Origin of the sequence: Thalassobaculum sp. (assembly GCF_040219615.1) — a bacterium.
Classification (GTDB): Bacteria; Pseudomonadota; Alphaproteobacteria; order Thalassobaculales; family Thalassobaculaceae; genus Thalassobaculum_A.
Window position 1 is genome coordinate 460,313 of sequence record NZ_JAVJSE010000038.1, and the last position, 16,623, is coordinate 476,935.

At 70.7% G+C, this 16,623-nt stretch carries 19 protein-coding genes; 10 read left to right on the forward strand and 9 right to left on the reverse strand.

Going from position 1 to position 16,623, the window contains the following annotated elements; genetic code table 11:
- Positions 1–14 precede the first annotated feature (14 nt).
- The 6 genes from RIC31_RS20945 to RIC31_RS20970 all read left to right on the forward strand — a co-directional run bounded on the left by RIC31_RS20945 (position 15) and on the right by RIC31_RS20970 (position 4,845).
- On the forward strand, positions 15–206 hold the full coding sequence (locus tag RIC31_RS20945) for a hypothetical protein (protein WP_350112315.1): 192 nt from the start codon (positions 15–17) through the stop codon (positions 204–206).
- A 9-nt stretch (positions 207–215) separates the two neighbouring features.
- Positions 216–1,313, forward strand: a complete 1,098-nt coding sequence (gene ftsA, locus RIC31_RS20950) for a cell division protein FtsA (protein ID WP_350112598.1) — start codon at positions 216–218, stop codon at positions 1,311–1,313.
- Between the two features lie 214 nt (positions 1,314–1,527).
- Complete coding sequence (ftsZ, locus tag RIC31_RS20955; RefSeq protein ID WP_350112319.1) at positions 1,528–3,204, forward strand: cell division protein FtsZ; 1,677 nt, start codon at positions 1,528–1,530, stop codon at positions 3,202–3,204.
- 168 nt (positions 3,205–3,372) lie between these two features.
- Positions 3,373–4,329 carry a UDP-3-O-acyl-N-acetylglucosamine deacetylase gene (gene lpxC, locus RIC31_RS20960; RefSeq protein ID WP_502990139.1) on the forward strand — a complete coding sequence of 319 codons (957 nt, stop codon included), beginning with the start codon at positions 3,373–3,375 and terminating at the stop codon, positions 4,327–4,329.
- A 151-nt stretch (positions 4,330–4,480) separates the two neighbouring features.
- Positions 4,481–4,714, forward strand: coding sequence for an antitoxin (locus RIC31_RS20965; protein ID WP_350112325.1), 234 nt, complete (start codon positions 4,481–4,483; stop codon positions 4,712–4,714).
- Positions 4,714–4,845 (forward strand): hypothetical protein, encoded by a 132-nt coding sequence (locus RIC31_RS20970; protein ID WP_350112327.1) that lies wholly within the window; start codon positions 4,714–4,716, stop codon positions 4,843–4,845. The genes RIC31_RS20965 and RIC31_RS20970 overlap by 1 nt, the downstream gene beginning before the upstream one ends.
- Positions 4,846–4,932: 87 nt before the next feature.
- Here the strand turns inward: RIC31_RS20970 and RIC31_RS20975 are convergent, their stop codons facing one another.
- Entirely contained in the window at positions 4,933–5,835 is a 903-nt protein-coding gene (locus RIC31_RS20975) for a branched-chain amino acid aminotransferase (protein WP_350112330.1), read from the reverse strand.
- A 129-nt stretch (positions 5,836–5,964) separates the two neighbouring features.
- Here RIC31_RS20975 and RIC31_RS20980 point away from each other — a divergent pair, with 129 nt between their 5' ends.
- The 4 genes from RIC31_RS20980 (at position 5,965) to RIC31_RS20995 (ending at position 10,364) form a co-directional block, all read left to right on the forward strand.
- Positions 5,965–6,501, forward strand: a complete 537-nt coding sequence (locus tag RIC31_RS20980) for a MarR family winged helix-turn-helix transcriptional regulator (protein ID WP_350112333.1) — start codon at positions 5,965–5,967, stop codon at positions 6,499–6,501.
- Between the two features lie 2 nt (positions 6,502–6,503).
- Positions 6,504–7,259 carry a response regulator gene (locus RIC31_RS20985; RefSeq protein WP_350112336.1) on the forward strand — a complete coding sequence of 252 codons (756 nt, stop codon included), beginning with the start codon at positions 6,504–6,506 and terminating at the stop codon, positions 7,257–7,259.
- Between the two features lie 14 nt (positions 7,260–7,273).
- Positions 7,274–8,695 carry an ATP-binding protein gene (locus tag RIC31_RS20990; protein ID WP_350112339.1) on the forward strand — a complete coding sequence of 474 codons (1,422 nt, stop codon included), beginning with the start codon at positions 7,274–7,276 and terminating at the stop codon, positions 8,693–8,695.
- Between the two features lie 82 nt (positions 8,696–8,777).
- Positions 8,778–10,364: an ATP-binding protein gene (locus RIC31_RS20995; RefSeq protein ID WP_350112342.1), complete on the forward strand. Its 1,587-nt coding sequence runs from the start codon at positions 8,778–8,780 to the stop codon at positions 10,362–10,364.
- 6 nt (positions 10,365–10,370) lie between these two features.
- Here RIC31_RS20995 and RIC31_RS21000 read toward each other — a convergent pair whose 3' ends face one another.
- The 8 genes from RIC31_RS21000 to RIC31_RS21035 form a co-directional block, all read right to left on the reverse strand.
- Positions 10,371–10,733 carry a tRNA-binding protein gene (locus RIC31_RS21000; RefSeq protein ID WP_350112345.1) on the reverse strand — a complete coding sequence of 121 codons (363 nt, stop codon included), beginning with the start codon at positions 10,731–10,733 and terminating at the stop codon, positions 10,371–10,373.
- A gap of 171 nt (positions 10,734–10,904) precedes the next feature.
- Entirely contained in the window at positions 10,905–11,336 is a 432-nt protein-coding gene (locus tag RIC31_RS21005; protein ID WP_350112348.1) for a phasin family protein, read from the reverse strand.
- A 150-nt stretch (positions 11,337–11,486) separates the two neighbouring features.
- Positions 11,487–12,353 (reverse strand): hypothetical protein, encoded by an 867-nt coding sequence (locus RIC31_RS21010; RefSeq protein ID WP_350112351.1) that lies wholly within the window; start codon positions 12,351–12,353, stop codon positions 11,487–11,489.
- 73 nt (positions 12,354–12,426) lie between these two features.
- Positions 12,427–13,578, reverse strand: coding sequence for a M24 family metallopeptidase (locus tag RIC31_RS21015; protein ID WP_350112354.1), 1,152 nt, complete (start codon positions 13,576–13,578; stop codon positions 12,427–12,429).
- A 2-nt stretch (positions 13,579–13,580) separates the two neighbouring features.
- Entirely contained in the window at positions 13,581–14,345 is a 765-nt protein-coding gene (gene pgeF, locus RIC31_RS21020; RefSeq protein ID WP_350112357.1) for a peptidoglycan editing factor PgeF, read from the reverse strand.
- Positions 14,346–14,388: 43 nt separating this feature from the next.
- Positions 14,389–15,489: a class I SAM-dependent methyltransferase gene (locus RIC31_RS21025; protein ID WP_350112361.1), complete on the reverse strand. Its 1,101-nt coding sequence runs from the start codon at positions 15,487–15,489 to the stop codon at positions 14,389–14,391.
- Positions 15,486–16,304, reverse strand: coding sequence for a prolipoprotein diacylglyceryl transferase (gene lgt / locus RIC31_RS21030; RefSeq protein WP_350112364.1), 819 nt, complete (start codon positions 16,302–16,304; stop codon positions 15,486–15,488). The genes RIC31_RS21025 and lgt overlap by 4 nt, the downstream gene beginning before the upstream one ends.
- Before the next feature lie 90 nt (positions 16,305–16,394).
- Positions 16,395–16,595: a YgaP family membrane protein gene (locus RIC31_RS21035; RefSeq protein WP_350112366.1), complete on the reverse strand. Its 201-nt coding sequence runs from the start codon at positions 16,593–16,595 to the stop codon at positions 16,395–16,397.
- Positions 16,596–16,623 lie beyond the last annotated feature (28 nt).

Sequence of the window (16,623 nt, forward strand, 5' to 3'; positions counted from 1 at the left end):
AGGACAGACAACCCGTGAGAAAACCCCTCGGCAAGACGCGAAGTGGACTGGTCGCCGCGCTCGACATCGGGTCGAGCAAGGTGTGCTGCTTCGTCGCGCGGATCGGCGAGCCCTCGTCGAACCCGCTGCTGGCGCGGTCCAGCGGCGTGCCGGCGGGCTCGATCCGGGTCGCCGGGATCGGCCACCAGATCTCGCGCGGCGTGTAGAACGGCCAGATCGTCGACATCGACGCGCTCGAGGCGTCGATCCTGAACGCCGTGCACGCCGCCGAGAAGATGGCCGGCGAGACCCTGCGCGGCGTGATCGTCAACCTGTCCGGCGGCTGGCCGGAATCGCAGACCGTGCCGGTCCAGGTCTCGATCGCCGGCCACGAGGTCGGCGACAACGACCTGCGCCGGGTGCTGGACCAGTGGCGCAGCCTGGAGGGCCTCGAGGACCGCGACCTGATCCACTCGATCCCGGTCGGCTTCACGATCGACGGCGCCAACGGCATCCGCGACCCGCGCGGCATGTTCGGCCAGAACCTCGGCGCCCACATGCACGTGGTCACCGCCGGGACCGGCGCGGTGCGCACCCTCACGACGGTCATCGAGCAGTGCCATCTCGACCTGGAGGCCCTGGTGGTGTCGCCCTACGCCTCCGGCCTCGCGACCCTGGTCGACGACGAGATGGACCTCGGCGTGACGGTGGTCGACATGGGCGGCGGCACCACCAGCTTCGCGGTGTTCTACGACGGCAACGTGGTGCACACCGACACGATCCCGATCGGCGGCCATCACGTCACCAACGACATCGCCCGCGGCTTGTCGACGCCGGTGCTGGCCGCCGAGCGCATCAAAACCCTGTACGGCAGCGCCCTGCCGTCGCCGTTGGACGACCAGGAGACCATCGACGTCCCGACCATCGGCGAGGAGGAGCACGCCCAGCCGAACCACGTCGCCAAGTCGCTGCTGGTCGGCATCGTGCGGCCGCGCATCGAGGAAACCTTCGAACTGGTGCGCTCGCGCCTGGAGGCCAGCGGCTACGACCGGGTGGCCGGCCGCCGGGTCGTGCTGACCGGCGGCGCCAGCCAGCTGCCGGGCGTGCGCGAACTGGCGCAGCTGGTGCTCGACAAGCAGATCCGCATGGGCCGGCCGACCCGCGTGCAGGGCCTGGCCGAGGCCGCCGGCGGCCCGGCCTTCGCGACCTGCGCCGGCCTGCTCGCCTATGCCGCCGACCCCAGCCTGGACGCGCCGCGCCTGGCGCCGGCGCCGCAGCCGGTGCCGACCGGCCTGGCCGGCCGGGTCGGCTCCTGGTTCAGGGAGCATTTCTGATGCGCCCCGCCCCGCTCCACCAGCTTCACGAACCCGCCGGCAGAAGCCGGCGAACGGCCCCCGCCGGCGTGCGCCGGCGCATGGCCAGGGTCGACCGGACGCCCGTCGGCGATCCCCTGGCCCGACCACCCGGGTTTCCCCCGCCCGGTCCAAGACGAAGCGGCGAAAGCCGCCGCCCCACCCGAACAGAGACACCTCAGCCCCGGAGGCCCGAATGACCATCAACATCACCGTCCCGAACGAAGACAACGAGATGAAGCCCCGCATCGTGGTGATCGGCGTCGGCGGTGCCGGCTGCAACGCCGTCAACAACATGATCCGCTCGAACCTCGAGGGCGTGGAGTTCGTCTCGACCAACACCGACGCCCAGGCGCTCAAGCAGTCGCTGGCCGACCGCCGCATGCAGCTCGGCTCGGAGGTCACCCGCGGCCTCGGCGCCGGCTCGCGGCCGGACGTCGGCAAGGCGGCCGCCGAGGAGTCGATCGACCAGATCATCGAGCATCTGGGCGACAGCAACATGTGCTTCATCACCGCCGGCATGGGCGGCGGCACCGGCACAGGTGCCGCGCCGGTGATCGCCCAGACCGCCCGCGAGCGCGGCATCCTGACGGTCGGCGTGGTGACCAAGCCCTTCCACTTCGAGGGCCAGCACCGCATGCGGATCGCCGAGGCCGGCATCGAGGAGCTGACCCAGTACGTCGACACCCTGATCATCATCCCGAACCAGAACCTGTTCCGGATCGCCAACGAGAAGACGACCTTCGCGGACGCCTTCAACATGGCCGACGACGTGCTGCACTCCGGCGTGCGCGGCGTCACCGACCTGATGATCATGCCCGGCCTGATCAACCTCGACTTCGCCGACATCCGCACGGTGATGAGCGAGATGGGCAAGGCGATGATGGGCACCGGCGAGGCGTCCGGCGAGAAGCGGGCGATCGACGCCGCCGAGGCGGCGATCAACAACCCGCTGCTCGAGGACACCACGATGAAGGGTGCCAAGGGCGTGCTGATCAACATCACCGGCGGCTTCGACATGACCCTGTTCGAGGTCGACGAGGCCGCCAACCGGATCCGCGAGGAGGTCGACCCGGACGCCAACATCATCTTCGGCTCGACCTTCGACGAGAAGATGGACGGCATGATGCGGGTCTCGGTGGTCGCCACCGGCATCGCCGCCGAGGGCATGGCCGCCAAGCCGCCGCGCCCGCAACTGTCGCTGGTCCGCGCCCAGGCCCAGCGGGCAGCCGAGAGGGCCGCTCCGGCCGAGATGCCGGCCGCCGCCGCCGGGCCGATCACCGCCCAGCAGACGGCCGGCCAGCCGCTGCCGGCGGCCGCCGTGTCGGCGATGTCGACCATGGACATCAGCCGGCAGGCGGCGTCCGGAATCGGCGAGCTCAGCATGCCGGAGATGCCGTCCTCGATGGCGACCGACGGTGCGCTGGCGTTCGACCTGACCGAGGAGGTCATGGAGGCGCCGGAGGGTGAGCCGCCGGTGCAGCCGACGGTCGACGAGCGTCCGTTCATCGCCCCGGCCGCCCAGGTGCCGTCGCGTCGTCCCGAGGCCGCGCCGCGGACCGCCGACGCGTTCCGCGCCAGCGACCTGGTGAACGCCGCCCCGCGGCCCGAGCCCAAGGCCGAGCCGGCCAAGAGCCGCGGCCAGAGCCTGTTCCGGCAGATCACCGGGCTGGGCCTGAAGAGCGACAAGGCGGAGCCGGCCCCGGCCCGCGCCGAGTCGCCCCGCCAGCCGGCGCAGCCGCCGGCACCGCAGCAGCCGCAGGCGGCCCAGCCGCGTCTCGGCGCGCTCAACCCGAGCGACCGGGTCCGGCCGAGCCAGTCCGAGGACGAGATGCTGGACATCCCGGCCTTCCTGCGGCGTCAGGCGAACTGACGGCAGCGTCGAGGAACGCGGCGGAACTCCATGATTTCTGCGGGGTTTCACCGTAACACTCGGTAACAAAGAGTGATTTGGGTGCCCCGGTAGGTGTTGGTACATCTACCGGGGCTTTCTTTGAGTCCCAACTCTCCCGGCCGAACACGGCATCCGGAAGGCGCGTAGATGGTGAGCAGGACACAATTCCACGGCGACCGCGCCGGGGTGCGGAAGAACGGGCTTCGGCAGAAGACGCTGAAGCGCGCGATCCCGTGCCGTGGCGTGGGCCTGCACTCGGGCGCCGTCGTGGAGATGACCCTGCACCCGGCCGGCGCCGACGCCGGCATCCGCTTCCGCCGGACCGACGTGGCCGGCCGTGATCCCTGGATCGCCGCCCGCTACGACCGCGTGGTCGACACCCGGCTGTGCACCGTGATCGGCAACGACGATGGCGTGACCGTCGGCACCATCGAGCATCTGATGGCGGCCCTGGCGGGCTGCGAGATCGACAACGCGGTGGTCGACATCGACGCCGCCGAGGTGCCGGTCATGGACGGCTCCTCCGAACCCTTCGTGTTCCTGATCGAGTGCGCCGGTACCGTCGAGCTCGACGCGCCGCGGCGCGCCATCGAGATCCGCCGCCCGGTCACCGTCGGCGACGCCCGGCGCGGCCTGACCCTGGCGCCGGCCGAGGCCTTCTCGGTCGACTTCGAGATCGACTTCCCGAGCCCGGTGGTGGCGCATTCGACGCTGGACGTCCGGCTGGTCAACGGCACCTTCAAGCGCGAGATCGCCAAGGCCCGCACCTTCGGCTTCCTGGAGGACGCCGAGCGGCTGCGCGCCATGGGCCTGGCGCTCGGCGGCTCGCTGGAGAACACCGTGGTGGTCGACGGCGACCGCGTGCTGAACGAGGAAGGCCTGCGGTTCGACGACGAGTTCGTGCGCCACAAGGTGCTGGACTGCGTCGGCGACCTGTACCTGGCCGGCGCCCCGATCCTGGGCCGGGTCACCGCCACCAAGTCCGGCCACCACACCAACAACGAGGTCCTGCGTGCCCTGTTCGCGGACCCGACGGCCTACGCGATCGTCGAGATGACCGACGCCGCCCAGGCCTATGCCGAGGCGCTGCCGGCGACGGCTTGAGATAGGCGATCCCGAAGCCGGCCGGAGCCTCGGGCCGTTGCGTTGGCGCCGCCACACCGCCCGAAGCGACGCCGCCCCCGACCGTCGCCCACATCGACTCCAAAGCATTCTGCATGTGTTTCGGCATATGCTTTATGAACCGGAGGCGATCATGGGCTCCGAGCGACACGTCAAGCTGTTCAGGAACGGCCGCAACCAGGCGGTGCGTATCCCCACGGAGTTCGAACTGCCGGGCGAGGACGCGGTCATGCGCAGGAAGGGCGACCGGCTCACCATCGAGCCCGCCGAGCGTCGGACCTTGCTGGGTGTCCTGGCAGGCCTACAGCCGATCGAGGCGGAGTTTCCGCCGATCGAGGACGCCCCTCCCGATCCCGTCGAGATCTGATGCGCTACCTCCTCGACACCAATATCGTCTCCGACCTGGTGCGCAATCCCGGCGGCCGGGTGACCGACAACGAGCGCGAGTTTGCGCGCCTTGCAGAACTGCCCTGCGAGAACTGGCTGAGACAGGCATAGCCTCCCGCCCGCACCCCTCCCGGCCCCACAACGCAAAAGCCCCGGCCGGAGCCGGGGCTTTCGCGCGGATGCGACGGCGGCTGGAGCCTACTCCGCCGCCTGGGCGTTTGCCGGGGCGGCGCGAACCAGGGCGTCGTAGCCCTCGACCAGGGCCCGGGTGATGTCGCCCGGGGTGAAGCTGTACTGGGCGATCGAGCCGACCGGGGTGACCTCGGCGGCGGTGCCGGTCAGGAAGCACTCCCTGGCGTCGGCCATCTCCTCCGGGCGGATCTGCCGCTCGACCACCTCGTAGCCGAGCGACTTCGCCAGCTCGATCACGGTGCGCCGGGTGATGCCGTCGAGGAAGCAGTCCGGCACCGGGGTGTGGATCCGGCCGTCCTTCATGACGAAGAACACGTTGGCGCCGGTCGCCTCGGCCACCAGGCCGCGGTAGTCCAGCATCAGCGCGTCGTGGAAGCCGTCGCGCTCGGCCTTGTGCTTGGACAGCGTGCAGATCATGTACAGGCCGGCCGCCTTGGCGTGCACCGGGGCGGTGTCCGGGGCCGGGCGGCGCCAGGACGACAGCGCCAGCTTGATGCCCTTCATCTTGGCTTCCGGGTCGAAATAGGACGGCCACTCCCAGGCGGCGATCGCCAGGTGGATGCGGTTGTGCTGGGCCGACACGCCCATCATCTCGCTGCCGCGCCAGGCGACCGGACGGACATAGCCGTCGACGATGCCCATGCTGTCGATCACCGCCCGCTTGGCCGCCTCGATCTGCTCGGCGCTGTAGGGAATCTCGAAGTCCAGCGTCGCCGCCGAGCGCTGAAGCCGCTGGGTGTGCTCCAGCGACTTGAAGACCCGGCCGCCATAAACGCGTTCGCCCTCGAACACGGAACTGGCATAATGCAGGGCGTGGGTCAGCACGTGCAGCTTGGCGTCGCGCCAGGGGATCAGTTCGCCGTCGAACCAGATTGCGCCGTCACGGTCGTCGAAGGGAATCAGGGACATGGTGTCGCTTCCTGCCTGGATGTCGTCCGGCGCCCTGCCGGTCAGAAACGGTCCGTCGGCCGTTTCACGAGGTTCTTTTGTTTCTCGATCGGGACCGGACGAATAACATTCGGAAGAAAGTAAGTCAACATGGTTGACGTAAAAGGCATCGCCAATCCGCTGTTCCTGCGCGAGGAGGAGCTGCGCCAGGCGATCGAGATGTTTTTCTTCGCCTACCGCGACTTCACCGGCGAGCCCGACGTCATGCTGGCCGGCCTCGGCCTCGGCCGGGCCCACCACCGGGTGATCTATTTCGTCGGCCGCAACCCCGGCATCACCGTCTCGGAGCTGCTGCGGATCCTGCGCATTACCAAGCAGAGCCTGTCGCGGGTGCTGAGCCACCTGGTCGACGAGGAGTACATCGTGCAGCGCCCGGGCGACCGCGACCGCCGCCAGCGGCTGCTGACCCTGACCCAGAAGGGCGTCGAGCTGGAGCGCCGGCTGACCGCCAACCAGCGCGAGCGGATCGCCACCGCCTTCCGCAACGCCGGGGCCGACGCGGTCCAGGGCTTCAACCTGGTGCTGCACGGCATCATCGATCCGGAGGACCGCCGGCGCTTCGACGTGCCGGGCACCGGCGGGCCGCTCGGCAACGCCCGGCTGAAGGCCGGCGCCGGCAAGCGGTGACGATGGCAACGGGCCACGCCCTGTCCGACCGCCGGGACGCCGAGCCGGGCGACGCCGCGGCCGATCTTCCGCATATCCTGGTGGTCGACGACGACGGCCGGCTGCGCGAGCTGCTCCGCCGCTTCCTGTCCGACAACGGCTTCCGGGTCTCGGTGGCCGGCGACGCCGCCGAGGCGCGCGCCCGCATGGCCGGGGTGTCCTACGACCTGATGGTGCTCGACGTCATGATGCCGGGCGAGAGCGGCGTCGAGCTGACCCGCGACCTGCGCCGGCGCGAGCGCATCCCGATCCTGATGCTGACCGCGATGGGCGAGGCGGAGGACCGCATCACCGGCCTGGAGAGCGGCGTCGACGACTACCTTGCCAAGCCGTTCGAGCCCCGCGAGCTGCTGCTGCGGATCCGCACCATCCTGCGGCGGGTCGGGGAACCGGCGATGCCGCAGGCCGCCGCCACCGCCGCCGGGGAGGTCCGGTTCGGGGCGTTCCGCTTCGACCTCGGGCAGAACATCCTGTGGCGCGGCTCTGCGCCGGTGCGGCTGACCGAGGCCGAGGCGACCCTGCTGCGCGCCTTCGCCATGGCCCCGGGGGTCACCTTCACCCGCGAGGACCTGGTCGACGGCAGCGCCGTGAACGGCGGCACCCGGACGGTCGACGTGCAGATCACCCGGCTGCGCCGCAAGATCGAGCCGGACCCGAAGTTCCCGCGCTTCTTGCAGACCGTTCGCGGAAAGGGTTACGTGCTTCGGCTGGAAAGCTGAGGCCCGGAGACGGCATGGCCGACGCGACCCGAACCGACCGCCCTGCCTTCACCGGCGCCGCCCGCGCGCGCCGCCCGGAGGCCGACGCTGCGACCGGCCGCGGCGGCTTCAAGCTCGACCGCTGGATCAAGCAGTTCCTGCCGAAGACGCTGTTCGGCCGGGCGCTGCTGATCATCGTCACGCCGCTGGTGCTGATGCAGGCGATCTCGGCCTATGTGTTCTACGACCGCCACTGGGACATCATGACCCGGCGGCTGGTGCACTCCCTGGCCGGCGACATCGCCTTCCTGATCGAGGAGCTGCGGCCGCCGATCACCGCCGAGGCGGTGGCCGAGCTGTCCGAGCGGGCGGTCCGGCACTTCGACGTCGAGCTGATCTGGCGACCCGGGGAGATCCTGCCGAACCGGGCCCCGCTGACCCTGTTCGATGACACCCGCATCGCGATGCAGGACGCCATGCGCACCAAGGTGCGCCGGCCCTACGTCATGGACACCGACCTGACCGACCGGCAGATCGAGATCCAGGTGCAGCTGCCGGACGGGGTGCTGCAGGTGATGGCCCACAAGAAGCGGCTGTTCAGTTCCACGACCTACATCTTCCTGCTGTGGATGGTCGGTTCGTCGCTGGTACTGTTCGCGATCGCCATCGTGTTCATGCGCAACCAGATCCGGCCGATCCGCCGGCTGGCCGTGGCGGCCCGCGCCTTCGGCCTCGGGCGCGACGTCACCGGGTTCAAGCCCGAGGGCGCCACCGAAGTGCGGCAGGCGGCCAACTCCTTCCTGCAGATGAAGGACCGGATCAACCGCCAGCTTACCCAGCGGACCGAGATGCTGGCCGGCGTCAGCCACGACCTGCGCACCCCCCTCACCCGCATGAAGCTGCAGCTGGCGATGCTCGGCAGCGCCGCGGAGATCGCCGAGCTGCAGGCCGATGTCGGCGAGATGGAGAAGATGGTCGAGGGCTACCTCGCCTTCGTGCGCGGCGAGGGCACCGAGAAGCCGGTCGACAGCGACGTCGCCGAGCTGGTGGCCGACGTGGTGCAGTCCGAGCGACGCGACGGCCCGCCGATCGGCTACGAGCGACCGGACGCCGGCAGCGCCGCCCTGCCGGTGCGGCCCAACGCCCTGAAGCGGGCGATCGCCAACCTCCTGCAGAACGCCAAACGCTACGGGCAGCGGGTCTGGGTGACGGTGACGCGGTCCGGCGACCAGGTCGAGATCGTGATCGACGACGACGGCCCGGGTATTCCCGAGGCCAAGCGGGCCGACGCGTTCCAGCCGTTCGTCCGGCTCGAGCCGTCGCGCAACCCGGCGACCGGTGGGACCGGGCTCGGGCTGACGATCGCCCGCGACATAGTCCGGGGGCACGGCGGCGACCTGACGCTCGAGGATTCCCCGCGCGGCGGCCTGAGGGCGGTGCTGAAGCTGCCGGTGTAGGCGGTGCCGGCGGCAATCCGCCGGGGTTAACCATTTCTTTTCCGAATCCCGCCCATGCTCGCAGGATCCGGAAGAGGGATGCATGCGGGCAGCACTGAACTCCTTCCTGTGGCGCCGACCGGGCCTGTTGTCGATCGCGCTGCTCGGCCTGATCACAGGCTTGGCCGTCATGCTGGCAGTGGCGAGCTACCGCCTCAGCGTGCACTGGTTCGAAACCAACAAGTTCGAGGAGAAGGTCACGGCGCTGCAGCTGGTCGACGCCTTCGTGGCCGACTACACCGATATCCGCGGCCGGATGCTGGGCGACCAGGCGCCGGTCCCGGCCACCTTCCGGGCCCATGCGCTCACCCGCTTCAACCGCTCCCGCGAGGACGACCGGGTCCTGCATCTCGACTGGCTCGGGGTGCCGGGCCGCGAGATCCGCACGGCGCCGCGCGACGCCGCCACGGCCGAGGCGATCCTGGAGGCGGCGCGGACCGGCAACGCCGAGCCGCGCAGCCAGTGGATCGGATCGGAGGGTCAGCGGACATTCCGGACCATCGCCCCGTCGGTCGCCACCCAGCAGGCCTGCGTCGACTGCCACAACCTGCATCTCGACGGCCGCACGCCCTGGCGGCTGAACGACGTGATGGGAGCCTTCGTCATCGACGTGCCGGCCGAGGCCTTCCTGCTCGACGCGCGCAACCAGGCGGCCCTGCTCGGCGCCCTGCTGTTCGCGATCGCGACGGCGGTCGCCGCCTTCGTCTTCCGTCTCCTCCACCTGCGCCACATCGACGCCATCGACGCCGCGACCAGCGCCGAACGCGAACGGGCCGCCCTCGACAGCCAGCGCACCGCCGAGGCCGCCAACCGTGCCAAGTCCGAGTTCCTGGCGCTGATGAGCCACGAGCTGCGCACGCCGCTGAACGCCATCATCGGGTTCTCCGAGATCATGGCGCACGAACTGCGCGGCAAGATCCCGCTGGCGTACCAGGACTACGCCCGCGACATCCACCAGAGCGGCCAGCACCTGATGATGGTGATCGGCGACATCCTGGACATCGCCAAGGCCGAGTCCAGTCGCTTCGACCTCGACGAGGAGGAGATGCTCCTGGAGGACTTGATCGAACCCTGCCTGCGCCTGATGGCGCCGCGGGCGAGCAACGGACAGGTAGCGCTGGCCGCCCGGATCCCGGCCGGCGTGCGCCTGCATTGCGATGTGACCAAGCTGCGCCAGGTGGTGCTGAACCTGCTGTCGAACGCGGTGAAGTTCACGCGCGCCGGCGGCCGGGTCGAGGTCACCGGCTACCTGACCCGTGGTGGCGCGCTGACCATCGCGATCACGGATACCGGAATCGGCATCCGGCCGGAGGACGTGCCGCGCGCCTTCAAGCCGTTCGAGCAGGTTGAGTCGACGTTCCAGCGCAAGCACGAAGGCACCGGGCTCGGGCTGCCGCTCGCCAAGGCGCTGACCGAGTTGCATGGCGGCAGCCTGACGCTGGACAGCGTGCTCGGGCGGGGCACGCAGGTGTCGGCGACCCTGCCCGCCGGGCGCGTGGTCGCGCTGTCGATCCTGGAAAGCGCCGCCTCGCCGGAGCTGCGGTGGGACCCGTCGAGCGGATCGCTGATGCGCGCCCAACCGGTCACCGGCGCCGGCCCGGTCGACCAGCGCCACGCCGCGATCTGCTGACGCCGCTCAGAACAGGCGCCCGCCGTTCGGAACCTCATGGGTCGGCGAGATCAGCACCACGTTGCCGTCGGCGTCCGGAAAGCCCAGCACCAGGATCTCGCTCATGAACGGGCCGACCTGGCGCGGCGGAAAGTTCACCACCGCCGCGACCTTCCGGCCGATCAGGGTCTCCGGGGTGTACAGCCCGGTAAGCTGCGCCGACGACTTGCGGGTCCCGATCTCCGGGCCGAAGTCGACCCAAAGCTTGTAGGCCGGCTTGCGCGCCTCCGGGAACGGCTGGACGTCGGTCACCGTGCCGGCCCGGATGTCGACCTTCAGGAAGTCACCGAAGTCGATGGTTGCCGCCGTCGCCGCCTTGTCCGCCGCCATGCCCGCCTCCCGGCCCGTCCGAAATCGCCCCGGAGCCGGTAGCACGGGCCGTCCGCCGCTGGCAACCCGGCGCCGGGTTGCCAGCCCACGAGAACGGCAGCCCGAATGCAGGAAAGCCGCCCCGGTCGCCCGGCGCGGCTTTCACGAACACCCTTGCCTCGGGAGCAGGTGTTACTTCTTGGCGGCCTTGGTCAGGTCGCGGATCTCGTCCAGCGACTCGGCGACCCGCTTGTTGATCACGTCGAACGCCTCGGCATTCGACTTGGTGACCATCTCGGACAGCTCCTTCATGTTGGAGATGGCCTTCTCGAACGCGGTCTTGGTGAGCTCGGTGCCCTTCGCCACCTTCGCGTCCGGCGCACCGGTCTCCATGAAGGACTGCATGTTCTTCTGAACTTCCTCGGCCGTCTGGCGCAGGATCTCGGCCTGCCGCCGGGCCACCGCCTGCATGCCTTCGACGGCGAGCTGGTTGGCGCTGGTCAGCGCCTCGATGTTCTTCTTCTGGGCGGCGACGACGGCGTCGACGTCGACATTGGGGAGCTTGAACTCGCCCATCATCTTCTGCACGTCCATATCCAGAAACGGGTTCTTGAACTCGGCCATTTCGCTCTCCTGTCGTCCACTTCGGACGTTTCATCCCGACGCGGCGCGATGCTGCACCGCACAATTACGAAGTATAGATGCGTGCGCGTGGAGCCGATGTCAATGGCGATTGTGCAGTGCAGCAAAATTTCCTGGAGCCGGCGCCACGGCTCATTCCGGCAGCTTCGCCGGACCGTCGCCGGCGGCCGCCTTCACCGCCTCCGACTGCCTGAGCAGCGCCACGATGCCGCCGACGGCCGCGTTGGCGATCGGCGCTGCGACCGCCCCCCAGCTGGTGTCCAGCGAGCCGCCCGCGACCAGGTTGCTCTGGTCCACGGTCCCGACCTGCCGGCCGCGCGCGTCCATCACGATCCAGGAGACCACCACCTGGTCGCGGCCGTCGGGCTGGCGCTTCACCGAGACGTCGCCCTGGACCACGTGGCCGCTGTCGACCAGGTCGTTGGTCAGCTCGACCGGCGCCCGGTCGAGTGCCAGGGCCAGTGCCCGCCGCAGCAGGTCGTTGCCGTCGCCCGGCGCGCCGTCGACCGGATAGACGGCGACCTTCGGCACCGTCCGGACCGTCGGCACGCGCCGCGGCCGGAGCCACTCGGCGACCTTCGCCGTCGACTCCGCCAGCTGGGCGTCCGAGGCGATCGTGTCGGTCCGCTCGCCGACCACGGAACCGTCCGACCGCGCCAGTGTCCAGGTGATCTCGATGGCCCCGTCCAGGCGCCGGCGGCCGGAGCCGGACAGGAACAGGCTCGCCCGGTTGCTGGCCCGGGTGCCGGCGGCGACGTCCTGCTTCTGCAGGGCGGTGGCGGTCAGGTCGGCGATCAGCTGTCCGGTCTCGGGGTCGACCCCGTCGACCGGCAGCACCAGCACGCCCTCGGTGGTCGGCGCGATCAGGAACGGCGCCTTCGACAGGTTGGCATAGTCCTTGGCGAAGGGCTGCGGCACCTGCCCGCAGGCCGCCAACCCCAGCAGCGTTCCGGCCACCAGCACCACGGTCGCCAGCGACCTGATCACATGACCCAGCATCCGACCAGCAATCCGAGTATCAGCATTGCGAGGAAGATCCAGAGATGCGGCATCGGCAGTTTCCCCGAGCGCGCTAGCGGCAGACCAGTTCCAGCGGCAGCTTCGACAGCCGCTCGGGCGCATCTTCGGTGACGATCACGGTCTCGCCCAGGGTCATCGCCAGATCGGCCTCGCTGTCCATCAGGATCATGTGCAGGAAGAACACCATGCCGGGCGCCGCCGGCTCCGGGTTGGCATGGTAGAACATCGGGTAGTCCATCCAGATCGGCGCGAACACCGCGCCCAGGGAGTACCCGCAGGCGTTCAGCCGGGCATGCCGGAAGCCGTGCGAGTCCATGGCCCGGGCATGGGCGTCGAACACCTCGCCGATCGGTCGGCCGGGCCGCAGCGCCGCCTTGCAGGCGTCCAGCGCGGCGGCGCAGGCGTCGAACATCCGGCGCTGGTGGTCGGGCACCGGGCCGACCGGGATCGTGCGCATCAGGCAGGCGTGGTAGTGCCGGTAGGCCCCGGCGAACTCCAGGGTGAGTTGGTCGGTACTACCGAGCTTCCGGCGGCCGGTGAAGTAGCGGCACAGCAGGGCGTCCGGGCCGGAGCCGATGATGAACTCGTTGCCCGGGTAGTCGCCGCCGCCCTTGAACACCGCGCCCTGCATAGCCGCCAGGATCTCGCCCTCGTCGGCTCCCGGCGCGGTCAGCCGGTGCGCCTCGACCAGGGCGTCGTCGGCCAGCGCGGCGGCCCGGCGGACATAGTCCAGCTCGGCCGTCGACTTCACCATCCGCAGCCGCGAGACCAGCTCGGACGCGTCGACCAGGGTCGCGAAGCCGTCCATGGCGGCGTCCAGCCGCTTGCCGTTGCGGGCGTTCAGGCCGTAGCTGTCGTACTCGACGCCCAGGCGCTTGCCGCGCGCGCCCTTGCCGTCCAGCAGGTCGCGCAGGTCGTCGGCTGGGCTGGCGCCGTCACGGTCGACCCAGATCCGGATGTCCTCCAGCAGGCTAGTGTTGCGCGCCTGGCGCAGGTCCGGCGCCCGGGTCAGCAGCGCGAAGCTGCCGTCGGCCCCGAGATACAGGCACTGGAAGAAGCAGAACCCGAAGGTGTCGTAGCCGGTGAGCCAGAACATGCTCTCCTGCTTGAACATCAACAGGCCGTCGAGCCCGGCGTCGGCCATCGCCGCCAGGGCCCGGTCGCGCCGGGCCGCGAACTCCGCGCGCTCGAAATGCAAAGCCATGGTCAGACTCCGAGGGTGATGGCGGCGAGCTGCCGTCCGTAGTCCGGCTGCCCGCGCTGGCAGGACCGCCGGTAGCTGAAGAAGTTCGCCTCGTCCTGGCAGGTGTCGCAGTCGAGCCGGTAGATCTCGCCGATGCCGAGCGCCCCGAGGCGCCGCGCGAGATAGCCGGACAGGTCGAACAGGAAGTGACCGTCGCGCGCCGCCTTCTCGAAGAACCGCCCGTTCTCGCGGGTCTGGGCCAGGAACGGCTCCGGAAACTCCGGCCCGACCTCGTAGGAGGCGAAGCCGATGCACGGGCCGATCGCCGCCCGGATGCCGTCGGGCCGGGCGCCGAGCTCGATCATGGCGTCGACCGTGGCCTCGCACACGCCGCCGACCGCGCCGCGCCAGCCGGCGTGGCAGGCGCCGATCACGCCGTCGTCCGGCGCCGAGAACAGGACCGGCGCGCAGTCGGCCGCCAGCACGCCCAGCGCCACGTCCGGACGCGCTGTCACGAAGCCGTCGGCCTGGCGGCGCTGCTCCGGATCGCTGGTCTCGTCGATCGTCACCACGGTCGCGGAATGGATCTGGTGGTTGGTGAACAGGGCCGATGCCGGCAGGTCGAGCGCCGCCATCGCCCGGGCCCGGTTGGCATCGACCGACGCCGCCGAGTCGCCGCTGCCGCGCCCGCAGTTCAGCGAGGTGTAGATCCCGCGGCTGACGCCGCCGCGCCGCGTGAAGAAGGCGTGGCGCACCTTGCCGGCATCGAACTCGTCGATCTGGATCACCGGATCCGGACCCCGGTCTGGCGGGCTCGCAGCTGCTCTGGTCTCACGCGTCGGGCCTCTCGAATCCCGGGGGCGGGGATACGCCGGCGGCCGTCCAGGACACCGCCTTGAACAAGGTGCCCATTTCAGCCGGGTCGATCAAGCGAGCGCAGCCGCTGCGAATGGCCGCGCGTTGACCGTCGGTGGCGTTCCGGCACAGCGCCTCGACCCGCGCCTCGATGCCGAGCGCCCGCAGGAAGCCGCCCTGGGTCACCGGGCCGTACTGGACCGCCCCGGCCTGCGCCACCGCCCGGCCGAGCGCCGCGAAGTCGACATGCGCGGTCAGGTCCGCCTCGCCCAGGGTGGCGAGCGGGTCGACCGGCCGGTGAGCCTTCAGCGCCTGCAGGGTATCGCCGACGCCGCTCGGCGCGTGGCCGTAGTCGACCGCCAGCACCGCACCGCCGGACCGGGCCACGCGCTCGGCCAGGGTCCGGGCGACCGACAGGCCGGCCGGGCAGACCTCGGCCAGCGCCCGCTCGGGTGCCCCGGCCCGGATCGTCGGCGCCAGCAGGGCGGCATGCGGCGAGGCGCCCGGTGTCAGCGTCCACACGAACCTGCCGCCCGCCGGGTCGACCGCGACCCGGCGCTCGCGCCAGACGCCGCGGTCGCGCACCAGCTGGACGATCGGCAGGGCGTCGAAGAACTCGTTGGCGATCACGATCGCCGGGCCGTCCGGCAGGCCGTCGAGGTCGCCGTGCCAGTCCGGCTCGACGCCCTGCCCCGCCAGCGCCTCGGCCTGGTGCCGCCGCAGCACCGGGCTGGCCTCCACAAGATGCACCCGCAGCGCCGCCCGGAACGCCGGCACCCCACGGGCGGCCCGTAGGGCGTCGGCCATCAGGGTGCCGCGCCCCGGCCCGAGCTCGACCAGCGCGACCGGGTCCGGCGACCCCATGCCCTGCCAGACCACCGCCGCCCACAGGCCGATCAGTTCGCCGAACACCTGGCTGATCTCCGGCGCGGTGACGAAGTCGCCGGCCGCCCCGAACGGGTCGCGGGTGGTGTAGTAGCCGTGCTCGGGATCGACCAGGGCGGCCGCCATCACCTCGGCGACCGACAGCGGCCCCTCGGCCGCGATCCGCCGGCGGAGACGGTCGGCCAGGGTCATTTCGGCTTGGGCACCGCGGCCGGCCGGCTGCGGGCGTAGGCGATCAGGCCCAGCCCGACCAGCACCATGGGCACCGACAGCAGCTGACCCATGGTGGTGCCGAACGCCAGGAAGCCGAGCTGCGCGTCCGGCTCGCGGAAGAACTCCACGACGATCCGGAACAGCCCGTAGCCGGCCAGAAACGCACCGCCGACCTGGCCCGGCCGCGAGCGGATGTCCGCGCGCCGCGCCAGCAGGAGCAGCAGGAGAAACAGCACCAGGCCTTCGAGAGCCGCCTCGTAGAGCTGCGAGGGATGGCGCGGCACCGGCCCGCCGCGCGGGAACGCCATCGCCCACGGCACGTCGGGTGCGGTGCGGCCGAACAGCTCGCCGTTCACGAAGTTGGCAATGCGGCCGAAGAACAGCCCGATCGGGGTCGCCGCCGCGACGATGTCGCCGACCGCCAGATACGGCGCCCCGACCCGCCACGCGAACACCCCGATGGCGGCCAGCACGCCGATCATGCCGCCGTGGAACGACATGCCGCCCTGCCAGATCATCAGCGCGTCGAGCGGGTGCTCCAGATAGAAGGGCAGGTTGTAGAACAGCACGTAGCCGAGGCGGCCGCCGAGCACGATGCCGAGCGTCGCGTACAGCACGAAGTCGTCGATCGCCGCCGGCTCGAAATACTGCGGGCGCCGGCGCGCCAGCCACAGGCAGTAGCGCCAGCCGATCAGGATGCCGGCGATGTAGGCGAGCGCGTACCAGCGCACCGCGAACGGGCCGACGGCGATCGCCACCGGGTCGATGACGGGGAAGACGATGGCGGGCAGCATGGCGAACCTGGCGTGGCTGGTCGATGCCGCAGGTTTAGGCGTTCCGGCGGGCGGCGGCAAACCCCGCGTGCCGCCGGCCCGCCGCCCGGGTCAGCCCCGCTTCAAAGGGCAGGTGCTCAGGCCGATCAACCGGTAGGCGGGGCAGAAGCCGAGGACCCCGGTGAGGATCGGAATCACGCCGATCCAGCCGAGCCAGGCATAGGGATGGGCAACCAGCAGGGCTACCGCGAGCAGGGCCGCACCCGCGACGACCCGCAGCACGCGATCGACCGTTCCGACATTCGCTTGCATCGCCGTTCTCCATCACGACGCAGGCCTG

Excerpts from the sequence above, each read along its gene's own strand:
- ftsZ (WP_350112319.1), top strand. The coding sequence starts at position 1,528 with ATGACCATCAACATCACCGTCCCGAACGAAGACAACGAGATGAAGCCC.
- lpxC (WP_502990139.1), top strand. The coding sequence starts at position 3,373 with ATGGTGAGCAGGACACAATTCCACGGCGACCGCGCCGGGGTGCGGAAG.
- RIC31_RS20965 (WP_350112325.1), top strand. The coding sequence starts at position 4,481 with ATGGGCTCCGAGCGACACGTCAAGCTGTTCAGGAACGGCCGCAACCAG.
- RIC31_RS20970 (WP_350112327.1), top strand. The coding sequence starts at position 4,714 with ATGCGCTACCTCCTCGACACCAATATCGTCTCCGACCTGGTGCGCAAT.
- RIC31_RS20975 (WP_350112330.1), bottom strand. The coding sequence starts at position 5,835 with ATGTCCCTGATTCCCTTCGACGACCGTGACGGCGCAATCTGGTTCGAC.
- RIC31_RS20980 (WP_350112333.1), top strand. The coding sequence starts at position 5,965 with ATGGTTGACGTAAAAGGCATCGCCAATCCGCTGTTCCTGCGCGAGGAG.
- RIC31_RS20985 (WP_350112336.1), top strand. The coding sequence starts at position 6,504 with ATGGCAACGGGCCACGCCCTGTCCGACCGCCGGGACGCCGAGCCGGGC.
- RIC31_RS20990 (WP_350112339.1), top strand. The coding sequence starts at position 7,274 with ATGGCCGACGCGACCCGAACCGACCGCCCTGCCTTCACCGGCGCCGCC.
- RIC31_RS20995 (WP_350112342.1), top strand. The coding sequence starts at position 8,778 with ATGCGGGCAGCACTGAACTCCTTCCTGTGGCGCCGACCGGGCCTGTTG.
- RIC31_RS21000 (WP_350112345.1), bottom strand. The coding sequence starts at position 10,733 with ATGGCGGCGGACAAGGCGGCGACGGCGGCAACCATCGACTTCGGTGAC.
- RIC31_RS21005 (WP_350112348.1), bottom strand. The coding sequence starts at position 11,336 with ATGGCCGAGTTCAAGAACCCGTTTCTGGATATGGACGTGCAGAAGATG.
- RIC31_RS21010 (WP_350112351.1), bottom strand. The coding sequence starts at position 12,353 with ATGCTGGGTCATGTGATCAGGTCGCTGGCGACCGTGGTGCTGGTGGCC.
- RIC31_RS21015 (WP_350112354.1), bottom strand. The coding sequence starts at position 13,578 with ATGGCTTTGCATTTCGAGCGCGCGGAGTTCGCGGCCCGGCGCGACCGG.
- RIC31_RS21025 (WP_350112361.1), bottom strand. The coding sequence starts at position 15,489 with ATGACCCTGGCCGACCGTCTCCGCCGGCGGATCGCGGCCGAGGGGCCG.
- lgt (WP_350112364.1), bottom strand. The coding sequence starts at position 16,304 with ATGCTGCCCGCCATCGTCTTCCCCGTCATCGACCCGGTGGCGATCGCC.
- RIC31_RS21035 (WP_350112366.1), bottom strand. The coding sequence starts at position 16,595 with ATGCAAGCGAATGTCGGAACGGTCGATCGCGTGCTGCGGGTCGTCGCG.